At 68.1% G+C, this 15,236-nt stretch carries 13 protein-coding genes; 3 read left to right on the top strand and 10 right to left on the bottom strand.

Translation table 11 applies throughout. The features are described from left to right. Positions 1–12: 12 nt before the first annotated feature. The 4 genes from IEY07_RS11630 to purL all read right to left on the bottom strand — a co-directional run bounded on the left by IEY07_RS11630 (position 13) and on the right by purL (position 6,887). On the bottom strand, positions 13–1,794 hold the full coding sequence (locus IEY07_RS11630; RefSeq protein ID WP_188895545.1) for an ABC transporter ATP-binding protein: 1,782 nt from the start codon (positions 1,792–1,794) through the stop codon (positions 13–15). Beyond that, the gene (locus tag IEY07_RS11635) at positions 1,791–3,665 is read right to left on the bottom strand and encodes an ATP-binding cassette domain-containing protein (protein WP_188895546.1); all 1,875 of its coding nucleotides are present in this window, start codon (positions 3,663–3,665) and stop codon (positions 1,791–1,793) included. The genes IEY07_RS11630 and IEY07_RS11635 overlap by 4 nt, the downstream gene beginning before the upstream one ends. Beyond that, positions 3,665–4,552 (bottom strand): alpha/beta hydrolase, encoded by an 888-nt coding sequence (locus IEY07_RS11640; protein WP_188895547.1) that lies wholly within the window; start codon positions 4,550–4,552, stop codon positions 3,665–3,667. Before IEY07_RS11640 ends, IEY07_RS11635 begins: the two co-directional genes overlap by 1 nt. Positions 4,553–4,631: 79 nt before the next feature. Continuing rightward, a complete protein-coding gene (gene purL, locus IEY07_RS11645; protein WP_188895548.1) occupies positions 4,632–6,887 on the bottom strand; it encodes a phosphoribosylformylglycinamidine synthase subunit PurL in 2,256 nt (751 codons plus the stop codon). Positions 6,888–7,023: 136 nt separating this feature from the next. Here purL and IEY07_RS11650 point away from each other — a divergent pair, with 136 nt between their 5' ends. Both IEY07_RS11650 and IEY07_RS11655 read left to right on the top strand, forming a co-directional pair. Then, positions 7,024–7,887, top strand: a complete 864-nt coding sequence (locus IEY07_RS11650; RefSeq protein WP_188895549.1) for an alpha/beta hydrolase — start codon at positions 7,024–7,026, stop codon at positions 7,885–7,887. Between the two features lie 42 nt (positions 7,888–7,929). Next, positions 7,930–8,751, top strand: a complete 822-nt coding sequence (locus tag IEY07_RS11655) for an alpha/beta fold hydrolase (protein WP_188895550.1) — start codon at positions 7,930–7,932, stop codon at positions 8,749–8,751. On the opposite strand, the gene IEY07_RS11660 is transcribed toward IEY07_RS11655, so the two are convergent. Genes IEY07_RS11660 through IEY07_RS11680 form a run of 6 tightly spaced genes read right to left on the bottom strand, consistent with a single transcriptional unit; the run spans position 8,748 to position 14,542 of the window. Then, the gene (locus tag IEY07_RS11660; protein ID WP_188895551.1) at positions 8,748–10,874 is read right to left on the bottom strand and encodes a hypothetical protein; all 2,127 of its coding nucleotides are present in this window, start codon (positions 10,872–10,874) and stop codon (positions 8,748–8,750) included. The genes IEY07_RS11655 and IEY07_RS11660 overlap by 4 nt on opposite strands. 16 nt (positions 10,875–10,890) lie before the next feature. After that, positions 10,891–11,574, bottom strand: coding sequence for a phosphoribosylformylglycinamidine synthase subunit PurQ (gene purQ, locus IEY07_RS11665; protein ID WP_188895552.1), 684 nt, complete (start codon positions 11,572–11,574; stop codon positions 10,891–10,893). After that, the gene (gene purS / locus IEY07_RS24120) at positions 11,571–11,837 is read right to left on the bottom strand and encodes a phosphoribosylformylglycinamidine synthase subunit PurS (RefSeq protein WP_229669985.1); all 267 of its coding nucleotides are present in this window, start codon (positions 11,835–11,837) and stop codon (positions 11,571–11,573) included. Before purS ends, purQ begins: the two co-directional genes overlap by 4 nt. A gap of 51 nt (positions 11,838–11,888) precedes the next feature. Beyond that, positions 11,889–12,761, bottom strand: coding sequence for a phosphoribosylaminoimidazolesuccinocarboxamide synthase (locus IEY07_RS11670; RefSeq protein WP_229669986.1), 873 nt, complete (start codon positions 12,759–12,761; stop codon positions 11,889–11,891). Between the two features lie 60 nt (positions 12,762–12,821). Beyond that, positions 12,822–13,619: a hypothetical protein gene (locus tag IEY07_RS11675; protein WP_188895553.1), complete on the bottom strand. Its 798-nt coding sequence runs from the start codon at positions 13,617–13,619 to the stop codon at positions 12,822–12,824. Further along, complete coding sequence (locus IEY07_RS11680) at positions 13,616–14,542, bottom strand: ATP-binding cassette domain-containing protein (protein ID WP_229669987.1); 927 nt, start codon at positions 14,540–14,542, stop codon at positions 13,616–13,618. The genes IEY07_RS11675 and IEY07_RS11680 overlap by 4 nt, the downstream gene beginning before the upstream one ends. Positions 14,543–15,048: 506 nt before the next feature. On the opposite strand from IEY07_RS11680, the gene IEY07_RS11685 reads away from it, so the two are divergent. Further along, on the top strand, positions 15,049–15,231 hold the full coding sequence (locus tag IEY07_RS11685) for a PspC domain-containing protein (RefSeq protein WP_188895555.1): 183 nt from the start codon (positions 15,049–15,051) through the stop codon (positions 15,229–15,231). Positions 15,232–15,236: the final 5 nt, after the last annotated feature.

The raw sequence follows: 15,236 nt of genomic DNA on the forward strand, positions 1-15,236 counted from the left end.
TACCGGGGCCGGTCAGCGATAGCCGCGGGCCTGGATCTCGTACAACTCGGCATAGGCGCCACCGGCGGCCATCAGTTGCCGGTGGGTGCCCTGCTCGACGATCCGTCCCTCCGCCAGGACCAGCACCGTATCGGCGGCCGCCACCGTGGAGAACCGGTGGGTGACCAGCACCGTGACGCCGCCGCTGCGGCCGGCGTCGCGGGCCGCAGTGGCGTAGCGGTCGAAGAGCGCGTGTTCGGTCGCCGCGTCCAGCGCCGAGGTCGGCTCGTCGAGCGCCAGCAGCAGCGGCTGCCGGCGCATCATCCCGCGGGCGATCGCCAGTCGCTGCCACTGGCCGCCCGACAGGTTGACCCCGTCGGGCCAGGTGGTGCCCAACTGCGTCTGCAACCGCTGCGGCAGGGCGGTCAGGACGTCGGAGGCGGCACCGTCGGCCAGCGCGCGATTGATCTCGGGCTCGTCCTCGATGTGGTCGAGGTCGCCGAGGCCGATCGCCTCGCCGGCCAGGAATTCGAGATTGGCATGATCCTGGAAGGCTGCAGAGGTCCGTGCCCGCCAGGCGTCGAGATCGATCTCGGCAAGATCGACATCGTCGATCAGCACCCGGCCGCCGGTCGGCTGGTACATGCCGGTCAACAGCTTCACCAGGGTTGACTTGCCGGCGCCGTTCTCCCCTACTACGGCGACCACGGTGCCGGCCGGCAGGTCAAGATCAACATCGCAGAGGGCGTCGGAATCGGCGCCGTTGTAGCGATAGCTGACGTGCTCCAGCCGGATCCCGTTGTCGAGCCGGGCCGGCGGCCGGCGGTGCCCGGTGTGCCGGGCGTGGATGGTCGCAGCATAGTCGCGCAACCAGACGAAGCGGGTCGCCGATCGGGACTCCTGGCCCAGCCACCGCGCCGTACTGACCAGGCCGGAACTGATCTCCTGCAGCGAACCCATCGAGGTGACGGCGATGGTCAGTGCGCTGACCGCCACCGTCCCGCCGATCGCGTCGTGCACCATCCAACCGATGATCGCGGCGGCGCCGCCGAAGAAGAACAATCCGTTACCCAGCTCAAGCATTGCGGTCTTGGTGTTGCGATCCTGATCGGGCCGCTGGGCACGCCGGCTGCTGCTGGAGATCCGTTGCATCAGCAGGGTCCGCAGGGCGAACACCCGGCTCTCGGCGCCGGCGTCACGATCCCGGGTCAGATCGACCAACTGGTCGGCGAGCCGGCGGAACGGGCTGCCGGTCTCCTCGGCGATCTTGTTCCAGCGCTGGGTCACCGGCACCAGCAGCAGCCGCGGGATTCCCAGCAGCGCAAGGATGATCAACCGCCAGTCGGCCGACAGTGCGACGATCAGCGTGGTGGCGCTCCAGGCCACGGAGTTGACCATATTGAGAAGGGCGTTCAGGGCACCACCGACCCCGCCTGACCAGCTGCGGAACGACTGCAGCTTGTCGAGCAGAACCGGATCCTCGTGGTGGTCGAGGGTCTCGATCTCCGACATCATCAGGGCGATCTGCCGGGAGAACTCGAAGCCGACGTAGACCTGCTGCTTCAGCCGCGCACTGGTGCCGACCCATTGCAGGATGCCGTTGATGCCGGTCCCGAAGCCCAGCCCGATGACCGCGATCATCAACTGGCGGACGTCGCGATGGATGACTCCGGAGTCGAAAAGCCCGTAGAACAAGGGATTCAGGCCGTAGAGGACCTTGCCCGCGGTCTCGCCGAAGGCCAGCAGGCTCTGGGTCCTGCTGACCCTGAAGGCGATCACGGTCACCAGCCACAGCGCCCGTACGGTGGCGATCATGCGGGATCCTCGGGGCCGGCCATCGCGAAGCGTCGCGCCTGCAGGGTGAACATCTCGGCGTACGCCCCGCCCCGGGCGATCAGCTCCTCGTGCCTGCCGTCCTCGGCGATCCTGCCGGTGCGGCCGTCCAAGACGACGATCCGCTCGGCCCGGCGGACGGTGGAGAGCCGGTGGCTGACCAGGATCGTCGTGACGCCGTGGGTCATGTCGAGGAAGCGGTCGAAGATCTCCGCCTCGGCCCGGACGTCCAACGCCGCGGTCGGTTCGTCCAGCACCAGCACCCCGGCACCACCGCCGACGGCCGCCAGCGCCCGGGCCAGCGCGACCCGCTGCCACTGACCGCCTGACAGGTCGGTGCCGCCCTCGGCCTGGTTGGTCAGCACGGTGTCCCAGTCACCGCCGACCCGCTCCAGCACCGCGATACCGGCGGCATCACGGAGGGCCCGGTCCAGCAACGCCTGGTCGATCTCACCGCCGGCTGTGCCTCCGAAACCCATGGCACCGAAGCCCACGTTCTCCCGCAACGACAGCGGATAGTGGACGAAATCCTGGAAGACCACCGCGACCTGGCCGCGGCTGGTCTCGTCGGCGTACGGATCCCTGCCGTCGACGCGTACGGTCCCGCTGCCCGCCGGGTAGAGGCCGGCGATCAGTTTGATCAAGGTCGATTTGCCGGCGCCGTTCACGCCGACGATCGCCAGGGACTGGCCGGCCGGGACGTGCAGCGACAGCTCCTGCAGGGTCGGCTCGTCGCGGGTCGGATAGGTGAAGGTCAGGCCGTCGATATCGATCCCGACTGCGCCGGGCCGCCGCGCGGCGGCCGGAGCCGGCGTCACCGTATGCAGTTCGGGCAGCCCGACCGATCGCCGCAGCCCGAAGAGATTGCGCAGGAAGACCGCGATCCGGATCAGGCCGGACTCGATATCGCCCATCGGCGCGAACGCTTCCAGCGCGAGGATCGCCATCACCGTGGTGGTGACGGTGCCGATCGGTACGGCGCCGCGCCAGGCGTCCCGACCCAGCAGGCCGAGGGCACCGAACATCACCGCGGCCTCGATGAGCAGCACCCCGGCCATCCGGACCAGCCCACGGTGCGCCTTCGGCCAGTACGCGTTCCCCGCGGCTTCGAACAGCAGCACGTAGCGGCGCTCCAGCCAGCGGCCGATGCCGAAGATCCTGATCTCCTTCGCTGCTTGAGGATGGATCATCAGCCGTCCGATGTAGTCCGAACGCTGCCGGTCGACATTGGGCTTCTCGAAGACGTTGTCCAGCATCGAATCCAGCCAGGACCGGCTCAGCCGCGCCACCAGCAGGAAGGCCGCGATCACCACGAACGGCACCCACCAGCGCCAGGAGAAGACGATCACCGCCGCGCCGACCGCGACCAGCTTGTGGACCAGGAACATCCAGGAGCCGGTCAACCCGTTGCGCAACAGCCAGCCCTTGCTGTTGGCGGTCAGGTCAGTCAGCCGCTGGGCGAACTGCTGGTCCTCGAGGGTGCCGAGATCGCGCGGGTGCAGACCGGCCTCGGCGATCAGCTCGTCCAGCCGGACCCGGTAGGCGGCGCTCACCCGGGCATTGCCCCAGGTCGTCACCGCACTGACGAGCTGCAGCAGGATCGCCCCGCCGGCGAAGATCACGAACCACTGCCACAGCGTCGCGGCGGGGCCGCTGTGCCCGACCACCGCTGCCAGCGCGCCGATCAGCCGGCCGATGGCGATCATGGCGAGCACATTGCAACCGACGCTGATCAGGGAAGTGATCAGGCACAGCAGCGTCCAGCCGGGTGTGATCGACCACAACATCCGGACGTGATCGCCGAAGCCGGTGATCCTGTCGATCCGGCTCTCAGCCGGGACTGCGTCCGCCATCAACCGAAGAGCGCGTTCAGGACCCGATCCAGGGCATGGTCGGCGAACACGATCGAGTAGTGGTTGCAGTCCGGCACGAACTCGGTTCGCACGCGCGGCCCGAGCCCGGCCGATTCGACCAGCTCGGGTGGCAACAGCCCGGGCGTCTGGTTCTGCAGCCCACGTGGCGCCCAGAACAACGTGCCCGGCATCGTCAGCTGGCTCGCGGCGGTCAGCACCTCGGAGTCGATCATGGTATCCGCACCGTCGGACCGGATCGCCTCCGGGACGCAGGAACTGCCGAGCACGCCGCCCTGGCGGGGAACGAGATCGTGGAACAGGTAGCTCTGCAGGTCCTTCGCGATCTTCGGTCCGAGCGCCTCGGTCTCGACGATCGCCGGGTTGGTCCGCATGAATTCCAGGTACGCCGCCTGGTCGGCGAACGTCATCGAGAGCTTCGCCTGGGCCGGGCCGAGGACGGCGCCCAGCATCGCGTCGACATCGGCTCCGGGCGGTGTCGGGAAGCCGATCCCGCCGTCGACGAGGACCACCCGCTCGAACCGATCCGGGTGCCGGGCGGCAGCCAGCGCCAGCGCGTACGCGCCCATCGAGTGGCCGATCGCCGGGACCCGGTCCAGTCCGAAGTGATCAAGAACCGCGATCAGGTCGGCTACGTGCGCAGCCAGTCCCCAGGGACCGGTGACAGCGGCGCTCTCGGCGCGACCCCGCAGATCCGGAGCCAGCAGCCGTACGCCTCCGGGCAGCCGCCGGGCCAGGGTCGCGTACGACAGACCGTTGGCGGTGATGCCGTGCACGGCCAGGATCGTGGTCGGGCTGTCGCTGTCGCCGGCGAGTTCGTGAACGGCCAAGGTGCCGCCCTGCACGTCGACCGCGAACGATGAGGTCACGATCCCGACGCTATCGCAGCCCGGGACCAGGCCCACCCCGCGGATCCGCACCGCCTGCGGCTGGTCCAGCGGGGGCCTGTCAGGCGGCGAGGACGGCCCGGATCGGTGCCTGCCAGGCGGTCCGCAGCTCCTTGATACCGAGGCTGAAGCGACCGTCGAAGTCCAGCCGGTCGCCACCGACGGTGCCCAGTTCGCGGACCGGGACCCGGTGGGTCCGGCAGAGCTCCACAAATCCCTCCAGCCGGTCGCGATCCAGCGAGACCAGCACCCGCCCGGTGCTCTCGGAGAACAGCGCGACGAACGGGCCGGCGTCGTCGGCCAGCGTGATCCGGGCACCGTGCCCGTTGCGCAGCACCGCCTCGGTCAGCGCCTGGGCCAGGCCGCCCTCGGACAGATCGTGGGCGCTGGTCAGAGCGCCCTGGTGCGCCGCGGTGATCATCACCTCGGCCAGCCGCTGCTCGTGATCAAGGTCGACGGCCGGTGGCCGGCCACCGAGATGATCATGGACCACCCCGGCCCAGGCGGAGCCCGCCAGCTCGTCCTTGGTGTCGCCGAGGAGCAGGATCACATCGTCATCGGCGGCGAAGCCCATCGGCGTCCGCTTGGCGACGTCGTCGATCACGCCGAGCACTCCGACGACCGGGGTGGGCAGGATGGCCTGGGTCCCGGTCTGGTTGTAGAAGCTGACGTTGCCGCCGGTGACCGGCGTGCCGAGCTTCTTGCAGGCATCGACCAGCCCGGCGATCGCGCGCTCGAACTGCCACATCACCGAGGGATCCTCCGGAGACCCGAAATTCAGGCAGTCCGACACCGCGACCGGACGAGCGCCGGTGACGGCCACATTCCGGTACGCCTCCGCCAGCGCCAGCTGCGCGCCGGCGAACGGATCCAGATAGGCGAAGCGGCTGTTGCAGTCGGTCGCCAGAGCGACGCCGAGGCCGGTGCCCTCATCGATCCGCAGCATCCCGGAATCCTCCGGCTGGGCCAGCACCGAATCGCCGCGGACGTAGCGGTCGTACTGATCGGTCACCCAGGACTTGTCGGCGAGATTCGGCGAGCCGATGATCGCGAGCAGGGTGTCGCGCAGCTGATCATCGGTCGTCGGTCGGGCAAGCCCGGCGACGCCGTCGGCCTGGACGCGGTCCTGCCAGTCCGGGCGGGCGTACGGCCGCTCGTAGACCGGGCCCTCGGCGGCGACCGTGCGCGGCTTGACATCGACGATCGTCTCGCCGTGCCAGTCGATGATCAGGCGCCCGGTCTCGGTGACCTCGCCGATGTCGGTGGCCAGCACGTCCCACTTGCGGCAGATCTCGAAGAACCGCTCGACATGCTGCGGCTCGACGATCGCCATCATGCGTTCCTGGGACTCGCTCATCAGGATCTCTTCCGGGCTGAGCGTGTGGTCGCGCAGCGGCACCCGGTCGAGTTCGACATGCATGCCGCCGTCACCGGAGCTGGCCAGCTCCGCAGTCGCGCAGCTGAGTCCGGCGGCGCCGAGATCGCTGATGCCGTTGATCACACCGGCGGCGAAGAGCTCCAGCGTGCACTCGATCAGCAGCTTCTCCTGGAACGGATCGCCGACCTGGACGCTCGGTCGCTTGGCGGGGCCTGTCTCGTCGAAGGTCTCGGAGGCGAGCACCGAGGCACCGCCGATGCCGTCGCCACCGGTCGCGGCGCCGTACAAGATCACCTTGTTGCCGACCCCGGTCGCCTTGGCCAGGTGTAGGTCCTCGTGCTTGAGCACTCCGACGCACAACGCGTTGACCAGCGGGTTTCCCAGATAGGACCGGTCGAAGACCACCTCGCCGCCGATGTTGGGCAGCCCGAGGCAGTTCCCGTAGCCGCCGACCCCGGCGACCACACCGGGCAGCACCCGATGCGTATCGGCCGCGTCCAGCGGCCCGAAGCGGAGCGCGTCCATCACGCCGACCGGCCGCGCACCCATCGCCAGGATGTCGCGGACGATGCCGCCGACGCCGGTCGCCGCACCCTGATAGGGCTCGACGTACGACGGATGGTTGTGGGACTCGATCTTGAAGGTGACGGCCCAGTCCTGGCCGATGTCGATCACACCGGCGTTCTCGCCAATACCGGCCAACAGCTTGCCGACCGGGGTCTCGGGCGCCAGTTCGCCGAACCGGCGCAGATGCACCTTGGAGGACTTGTAGGAGCAGTGCTCGGACCACATCACCGAGTACATCGCCAGCTCGCTGCCGGTCGGGCGTCGACCGAGAATCTCCCGGATACGCCGATACTCGTCCTCCTTGAGACCCAGCTCGCTCCACGGCTGCTGGGTATCGGGAGTCTTGGCCGCCTGATCAACGGTGTCCGCCACGGGCCAAGGTTATCGAGCCGCGCCGCCCGCCGGCGAATCCGGTCTCTCCCCTCTATCGGAATGTGCGGACTTGCACCACACTGATGGATAGCTTCTCGTGGCGGCCTCGGCCGCATCCGGACAGTGGGGGCGGTCCATGACCGATCTGGCGACCGAGCTGGCGCAGTGGGAGCAGGACGAGATCGACCGGGCCAACGCGTCCGGTCGGACGCCGGTGGTCTTCGTCCATGGACTGTGGTTGCTGTCCAGCAGTTGGCAGCCGTGGCGCGATCTCTTCGAGGAGAGCGGCTACGCGACACTGGCCCCGGGCTGGCCGGACGATCCGCCGACGGTGCAGGAAGCCCGCGCATACCCCGAGGTGTTCGCCCACAAGACGGTCCAGCAGGTCACCGACCACTACCTGTCTGCGATCGCACAGCTGGACAGGAAGCCCGCCGTGGTCGGCCACTCCTTCGGCGGGTTGATCGCCCAGAAGATCGCCGGCACGGGCGCCGCCGCGGCCACGGTGGCGATCGACAACGCACCGTTCAAAGGTGTGCTGCCGGTGCCACTGTCATCGATCCGGTCGTCGTCGCCGGTGCTCGGCAACCCCGCCAATCGCGGCAAGGCGATCGCGCTGACCTTCGACCAGTTCGTCTACGGCTGGGCCAACAATCTCGATCGGGACGAGGCCCGGCAGCTCTACGACAGCTACCACGTGGCCGCCTCCGGGGTGCCGCTCTTCCAGGCCGTGGTCGCCAATTTCAACCCCTTCCACAACGAGGTCACCGTGGCTGCCAGGAACACCGACCGCGGCCCCTTGTTGATCATCGGCGGGGCCAAGGACAATACGGTCCCGCTGGCGATCACCAGGGCGACCTACAACTACCAGCACAAGCACAACCCGGGCGTCACCGAATTCACCGAGATTCCCGATCGCGGCCATTCGCTGACCATCGACCACGGCTGGCGGGAGGTGGCCGAGCCGACCCTGGAATTCGTCCAGCGGTTCACCTCCTGACCGCGCTTCCCGACGAGACCTCCCACCACCGAAAGGTTCCTGATGCCCCACATCACTGCGACCGACGGCACCGAGATCTATTACACCGACCAGGGATCGGGTCAGCCGATCCTCTTCAGCCACGGCTGGCCGCTGAGTTCCGATGCCTGGCAGGTCGAGTTGAAGACTTTCGCCGACGCCGGCTTCCGTACCATCGCTCATGATCGCCGTGGTCACGGACGGTCATCGTCCAGCTACACCGGCAACGACATGGACACCTATGCCAAGGACGTCTCCGAGCTCGTCGAGGCGCTCGATCTCCACGATCTCGTCGTGGTCGGGCACTCCACGGGAGGCGGCGAGGTGGTGCGCTACGCGGCCCGGTACGGCGCCGGGCGGGTCGCGAAGGTGATCACCGCCGGAGCGGTGCCACCGATCATGGTGAAGTCCGATGCCAATCCGGAGGGCACGCCGATCGAAGCGTTCGACGACATCCGCGCCGGCGTGCTCAGGGACCGATCCCAGTTCTACAAGGAACTTGCGGTTCCGTTCTACGGTGCCAACCGCGATGGGGCGAAGGTCTCCCAGGGTGCGATCGACGACTTCTGGCGGCAGAGCATGCTGGTCAATCTGGCGGCGGCGTACGACTGCGTGGAGGCGTTCTCCGAGACCGACCAGACCGAGGACCTGAAGTCCCTTGACGTCCCGATCATGATCGCCCATGGGGACGATGATCAGATCGTGCCGATCGCCGACGCCGCCGAGAAGTCGATCAAGTTGGTGAAGAACGGCACCCTGAAGGTCTATCCGGGCGCACCGCACGGCATCTACGGCGCCTACCAGGAGCAACTCGACAAGGACATGCTGGAGTTCATCGGCGGCTAGCGGCGGCGACGCGTACGGCCACGGATCGCAGGATTGCCCGACCGGTGCGGATCACGGTGATCGGCAACCGGGTGCTCGACCCCCGGTGTCGGCCGGTCGGCGAATTCCTCCCAGCGCAGCACCGCCCCGAGGCCGTACGCCTGGTAGCGATACATCAGCAGCGCGAAGGTGGTCAGCGCGAAGGGCCCGGTCACGGTTACCAGCACCCAGACCCCGCCGTCGTTGTCCAGTGTGCCGAGCACGCTGGTCAGGCAGGCCGCGATCGCGGTGATCGTGAACGGGGCGTACAGATCCTCAGGTACGGCCTTGCGCAACCAGCGCAGGATGATTACCCAGATCGCGGCGGCGACGATGATCCCGGCGATCCCGCCGGGCAGGATCATCGTGTGCAAGGAGGCCTCGGCCTTGCGGATCAGGATCGGCCAGGCGTCACCGGCGATCACCCGCTGGACGAAGTCGCCCAGGTGGGTGCGGTGACCCGCGCCGCGCGACCAGTCCAGCAGCGATACCCCGGCGACGACGATCACGGCCGCCGCAACGATGCCGATGATCTTGCCCCAGGTGATCCGTCGGCCGGAGATCGCGATCGCCATCAGCAGGATCGCCGGCACCAGCGTGATGACGCCGCCGAAGTCGGAGCCCATCGACGGCCAGCCCTCGACCAGCACGCCGAGCGCGCCGACGGTGAGGACGCCGATCATGGCCGCCGTTCGATGGCCGTGGCGCAGGTAGCGGTGGGCAACGTATCCGGCGACGGACAGGATCGAGGCGGCGTAGCAGCCGAAGCTGACGTTGCCGAAGCCGTACCACCGCCCGCCGATGACCGGCTTGGAATTCAGCAGCGATCCCGGTTCCATCAGCCCGCCGAGCGCGGCGTCGGTGGTGAAGGCGGCCATCACCAGGCCGGCCGCGACCATCGGGACCGGAAGCCGTCGCCATCGGGAGATCAACAAGGTCAGGCCGATCAGGATCGCGGTCCACAGCACCAGCGTGATCACCAGCGCCACACCTGGGTGCGAACTGGCCTGCCAGGGAAAGGACCCGGTCAGCATCAGCGTGGCGGTCAGAGTGCCGAGCCCGGCGATCATGGCCCAGGCCGTACGCCACCACCGACGGAGCAGGGCGACGGCCAGCACGGCTGCCAGCAGCACGCCGACGATGGTGCCGGCCAGGTAGCCGGCCGGCGCGACCGCAGACAGGTTGTGGATCGATCGCAGGTGGCCGGCCAGCAGCGCGGCCGACGGGGTCCGGTCGGTCTGCACCTCGATAGGACTGCCGTCGATCGGCGCACCGGCCGGGACCGGCTTGTCCCCCAGGCTGAAGCCGATCAGCGTGCGACTGAGGTCGGTCAGGATCACGATCCCGCGACGCCGGGTGCTGTCCGAGGTCATCATCCCCGGCAGCGTGGTGCCGATCCGGTAGATGGCCTGCAGATCCCGGTTCCGGCTGCCGGCATTCGGCCCCACGCCGCTGACGATCAGGGTGACGTCGCTGCGGGCGGCCAATGCCGAGATGATCTTGTCCGATTCCGAGCCGGCGTCGACGATCGTCAGCGGGCAGTCCAGCCGCTCCTTGCTGCCGATCAGGTCGGTGGCGGTCTCGTAGCGATCGAGTGTGCCGTCCGGGTTGGCTGCCGCCAGGGCCGCACCCGGCCCGACCGCCTCGACACAACCGGGGCTTGTCGAGGCGAGGGTACCTAGCTTTGCGTCGCCGGCGTTGCGAGCCGCGATGTCAAGCCGCTGCGACCAGTCCGTGACCCTTGCCGTCGTACCCGAACCGGTCACGGTCGGATCGCACAAGCCGCCGGCAGTCGTTCGTCGACCGGCTCCGATGGTCAGCCAGCCGGCGGCTGCACATTCCTGCTGTTCCTGGGGCCTAATGGAGATCGCGCCGATCTGCGCATCGTCACGGTGGGCGTCGATCACCCTCCGGTCGGTGGCGTCCGGAGTGGTCCTGCCGGTGACCCCGACCAGCACCAGTTTGGTGGTGTAGAAGCCGCTGTCACTGGCGGGCGTCGGCAGCCCGCTGAGCAGCCGGAGGATCGCGAAGATCACCGCCAGGGCGACGATGATCAAGATGGTCCGGACGGTCAGCGCCCGCCGGGGTCGTACGCCTGCTCTCACGGCCGGAGCGTCAGCTTCAGACAGCCTGCAACTGCGCCAGGACGCTGGCGAAGAAGCCGACTCCGTCCAGGGTCGGCGAGGTCAGCGGGTCGACGTTGTGCTCCGGATGCGGCATCAGACCGACGACGTTGCCCCGTTCGTTGGACACCCCGGCGATGTCGCGGTAAGAGCCGTTGGGATTGAGATCGCTGCTCGCGTAGCGGAAGACGACCTGGCCCTCACCCTCGAGCCGGTCGAGGGTGTCGGCGTCAGCGACGTAGCGGCCTTCGCCGTTCTTGAGCACGATGGTGATCTCCTGGCCGGCGCTGAACTGGTTGGTCCAGGCGGTCCGGTCGTTCTCCACGATCAGCTTCTGGTCCCGGCAGGTGAAGATCTGGACGTCGTTGCGGATCAGCGCGCCCGGCAGCAGATGGGCCTCGCAGAGCACCTGGAAGCCGTTGCAGATCCCGAGCACCGGCAGCCCGGCGCCGGCTCTGGTGATCACCTCGGACATGATCGGCGCGAATCGGGCGATCGCACCGCAGCGCAGGTAGTCGCCGTAGGAGAAGCCGCCGGGCAGGATGACCGCGGACACGTCGTCCAGGGAGTCACTGCCGTGCCACAGCGGCACCGCCTCGGCCCCGCACTGCCGGATCGCGCGCAGCGCGTCGTGATCATCCAGCGAGCCGGGGAAGGTGATGACTCCGATCCGTGCGGTCATCGGTTGGCCGCCTGGTCGGCAACCGTCTCCTCGCGGACGGTGAACGACTCGATCACGGTGTTGGCGAGCAGCGTGTCGGCCGCCTTGCGGATCTCCTCGAGCCGGTCCTCGGTGACGTCGCCGTCGACCTCGATCTCGAACCGCTTGCCCTGCCGGACGGTGAGTCCGTCGAAGCCCAGCCGCTGTAGGGCCCCGGTCACCGCCTTGCCCTGTGGATCGAGGATCTCGGGCTTGGGCATTACATCAACCACAACGCGCGCCATGGAGTGAATCCTAGTTGGGGCGGCTATGAATCACCCAAGCGTCCTGAGCCGCTACCGGAAGCGCTGCTGTGTGAGTGCCTCGTACGCTTCCACGTAGCGCTGGCGGGTGGCTGCGACGATCTCCTCCGGCAGCGGCGGCGGAGCGACGTTCGACGCCCGGTCCCAGTCCGTCTCGTCGGTCAGCCAGTTGCGCAGGAACTGCTTGTCGTAGGAATCGATCCGCACGCCCGGCTGCCAGGTCTCCGCGTCGACGAACCGCGACGAGTCCGGGGTCAGCACCTCATCGGCGAGCACGATGGTGCCGTCGGCGCGGCGACCGAACTCAAATTTGGTGTCGGCCAGGATGATGCCGCGCTCGGAGGCGTACGACTCCGCCTGGCGGTAGATCTTGAGGGTGAGGTCGCGGATCTGCTCGGCGGTGTCCCGCCCGACCCGGCGGACGGTCTCATCGAAGTCGATGTTCTCGTCGTGCTCACCGATCGGCGCCTTGGTGGCGGGGGTGAAGATCGGCTCGGGCAGCCGGGAACCGTTCTGCATTCCGATCGGCAGCTCGATGCCGCAGACCGTCCGGGTGCGCTCGTACTCGGCCCAGCCCGAACCCATCAGGTAGCCGCGGGCGACGCACTCGATCTCGATCATCTCGAGCTTCTCGCAGATCACCGCACGCCCGGCGACGGCCTCGGGCACGTCGGTGGACACGACGTGATTCTCTACATCCCGCAGCTGGTCGAACCACCACAGCGACATCCGGGTGAGAATCTCGCCCTTGTCGGGGATCGGCGGGGTCAGCACGAAGTCGAACGCGGAGATCTTGTCGGTGGCGACCATCAACAGCCGGTCGTCGCCGATCGCGTACAACTCGCGCACCTTGCCGGCGTGCACCAGGGGGAGGTCGACAACGGACCCATAAAGCGATTCAGACATCGACTGCACCTTACCGGTGCCGGGCCGCGGTTATCGATGTGATCAGATCTTCGCCGGGAATCAGGCGACGTCCTGGCGGACGGTGGTGATGATGCCGACGACCGCCGGGATGACGGCCCATCCGAGGAGCACCAGCAGGCCGGCCCAGGCCGGCCAACCGGCACCGCCGGGTGCAGCCGCCCCGATCGCGCTGGTGGCGTCGACCCCCAGCAGCGTCGACGTGGCACTGCTGGGCATCAGATTCGCCGGCACCGTCCAGTGCTGGAGGGCGAAGATCACGCTGATGATCGGCTCGATGATGTAGGCGAAGCCGACCGCGATCAGGACCGAGGCAAGCATGTTCTTGATCAGGATGCCGAATCCGAAACCGATCATCGCCCAGAGTGCGATCGCGACGATGTTGAGCAGCAGCGCCTGCCAGGTCCCCCGGTGGCCCAGCGCCAGGCTGCCGTTCTTGATCAGGACGAAGACGGTCGCGACGATGAATCCGGCTACCGTGGCGACCAGGCCGAAAGCCAGTCCGTAGCCGAAGGTGACGATCGCCTTGCCGCCGACCACTTTCGTACGGTTCGGGACGGCGAGATAGCTGCTGGACAGGGTCTTGTAGCGGAATTCCTGGCCCATCATCAAGGCACCGGCGATGATCGCCACCACCCGCGCGGCCTGATTGTTGCCGGTGTAGATCGCGGCGATGAACTCCGGATGGGTGAAGACGTTCCCCTCGGTCGGTCCGATCAGCCCGACGAGGGCGAAGATGCCGGAGAAGACCAACGAGACACCGGCCGTGATGCAGATCATGATGATCCAGCCGCGGGTCGTGGCGATCTTGCGGACCTCGGATGCCAGCACCGTCGTCATGCCCGTACTCCTGTCGAAGTTGATGCGCCGGAAGGCGGCGTGCCGCCGTCCTGCTCATTGATCAGCGCGAAGAACTCCGACTCCAGGTCGACCACCTGGGCCGCGAGCTCGAGCACCGGGATGCCCGCCTCGAACAACCTCAGGCCGATGGTCGCCAGCTCGGCGCCGGCAACGATCAGGTATGGACCGGCCGCGTCCTCCTGCCGCGTCCAGGTCGCATTGAGTTGATCAAGTGCCGCCCCGGCGGCCTCCGGGTCCCTGACCCGTACGCGTGCCGAGGTGCTGGCGGCCAGTTCGCTCATCGGCGCCTGCCGGATCAATCGCCCGTGGCCGATCACGATCACGTCGTCGACGGTCGCCTCGACCTCGTTGAGCAGGTGCGAGCTCATCAGCACCACCCGGCCGTGGCCGGCGAAGTTGCGCAGGAAGCCGCGCAGCCAGCGGATGCCCTCCGGGTCGAGGCCGTTCGCCGGTTCGTCGAGGATCAGATAGTCCGGGTCACCGAGCAACGCCCCGGCCAGGGCCAGCCGCTGCCGCATGCCGAGCGAATAACCGCCGATCCGCCGGCTTCCGGCATCGGCCAACCCGACCAGATTCAACAGCTCGTCGACCCGGCTGTCGCTGGCACCGGCCGTGACCGCCAGCACTCTCAAGTGGTCGCGGCCCGTCCGGCCAGGGTGGAAGGCGGGTTCAAGGACCGCGCCGACCCGCCGCTGCGGTTGGTCGAGCTCTGCGTACGCGACCCCGCCGAAAGTGGCCGACCCTGCGGTCGCGCCGGCCAGGCCGAGCAGGACCCGTAGTGTTGTCGACTTGCCGGCGCCGTTGGGCCCGAGGAAGCCGGTGATCCGGCCGGGCTCGACCGTGAAACTCAGACCGGACACCGCGCGGACGGAGCCGAACTGCTTGGTCAGGTTGTCGATCACGATCGGCGCTGCACCCGGCCCGGTCGGGGTGTGTGCCGGCCGGCCTCGGAGGGAAACGGCCGGGGATCCTGCGGAGATCCCCACCGGCGAGGCGGGTGGTGACTCCATCGGCGAGGCTGTCGGTGACTCGGTCGGTGAAGCGCTGATAGCACCCGTTCCGTACCGGGGCGTTGCGGTCGGCCGGACATCGTCGGATCCGGAGTCGCCGTCCGCTTGCGCTCGTCTGGGTCGGTTCTCCGAGCCCTGCATGTCCCAAGTCCCCCTGCCGCGTCCGCTCACCACATCCACCCACCGCAACTACGGTGATCTTGTACGACGCTAGGCGGTCGAAGGGTCGGCCGCATCCGTCGCGAGTCGGATCTTCACAGGGGAATCCCCAGGATCTGTCCCTGACCTCGCCCGGGACCGTGGCCCGAACCCTCGATCTAGACACTGAAATGCGGCACAGTGGAGGCATCGACGCGGCCGGACCGGCCGCGCTGGCAACCAGCAGAAGGAAACCTGACATGCCCACCCTCGCCCGTCCTCGCAACGACCGCATGATCGCCGGTGTCTGCTCGGCCCTGGGCCGGCGGTTCGGAATCCCGACCAACATCGTCCGGCTGATCTTCGTGCTGAGCTGCCTGCTGCCGGGCCCGCAGTTCATCCTCTACATCATCGGCTGGGTGCTGATCCCCAACGAGCGCTGACTGCT

The sequence above is a fragment of the Microlunatus endophyticus genome (genome assembly GCF_014646195.1).
In the GTDB taxonomy this organism is placed as follows: Bacteria; Actinomycetota; Actinomycetes; order Propionibacteriales; family Propionibacteriaceae; genus Microlunatus; species Microlunatus endophyticus.

Coding starts and splice junctions, on each gene's coding strand:
- IEY07_RS11635 (WP_188895546.1), bottom strand. CDS start 3,665: ATGGCGGACGCAGTCCCGGCTGAGAGCCGGATCGACAGGATCACCGGC.
- IEY07_RS11675 (WP_188895553.1), bottom strand. CDS start 13,619: ATGACGACGGTGCTGGCATCCGAGGTCCGCAAGATCGCCACGACCCGC.
- IEY07_RS11650 (WP_188895549.1), top strand. CDS start 7,024: ATGACCGATCTGGCGACCGAGCTGGCGCAGTGGGAGCAGGACGAGATC.
- purS (WP_229669985.1), bottom strand. CDS start 11,837: ATGGCGCGCGTTGTGGTTGATGTAATGCCCAAGCCCGAGATCCTCGAT.
- IEY07_RS11630 (WP_188895545.1), bottom strand. CDS start 1,794: ATGATCGCCACCGTACGGGCGCTGTGGCTGGTGACCGTGATCGCCTTC.
- IEY07_RS11670 (WP_229669986.1), bottom strand. CDS start 12,761: ATGTCTGAATCGCTTTATGGGTCCGTTGTCGACCTCCCCCTGGTGCAC.
- IEY07_RS11685 (WP_188895555.1), top strand. CDS start 15,049: ATGCCCACCCTCGCCCGTCCTCGCAACGACCGCATGATCGCCGGTGTC.
- purQ (WP_188895552.1), bottom strand. CDS start 11,574: ATGACCGCACGGATCGGAGTCATCACCTTCCCCGGCTCGCTGGATGAT.
- IEY07_RS11655 (WP_188895550.1), top strand. CDS start 7,930: ATGCCCCACATCACTGCGACCGACGGCACCGAGATCTATTACACCGAC.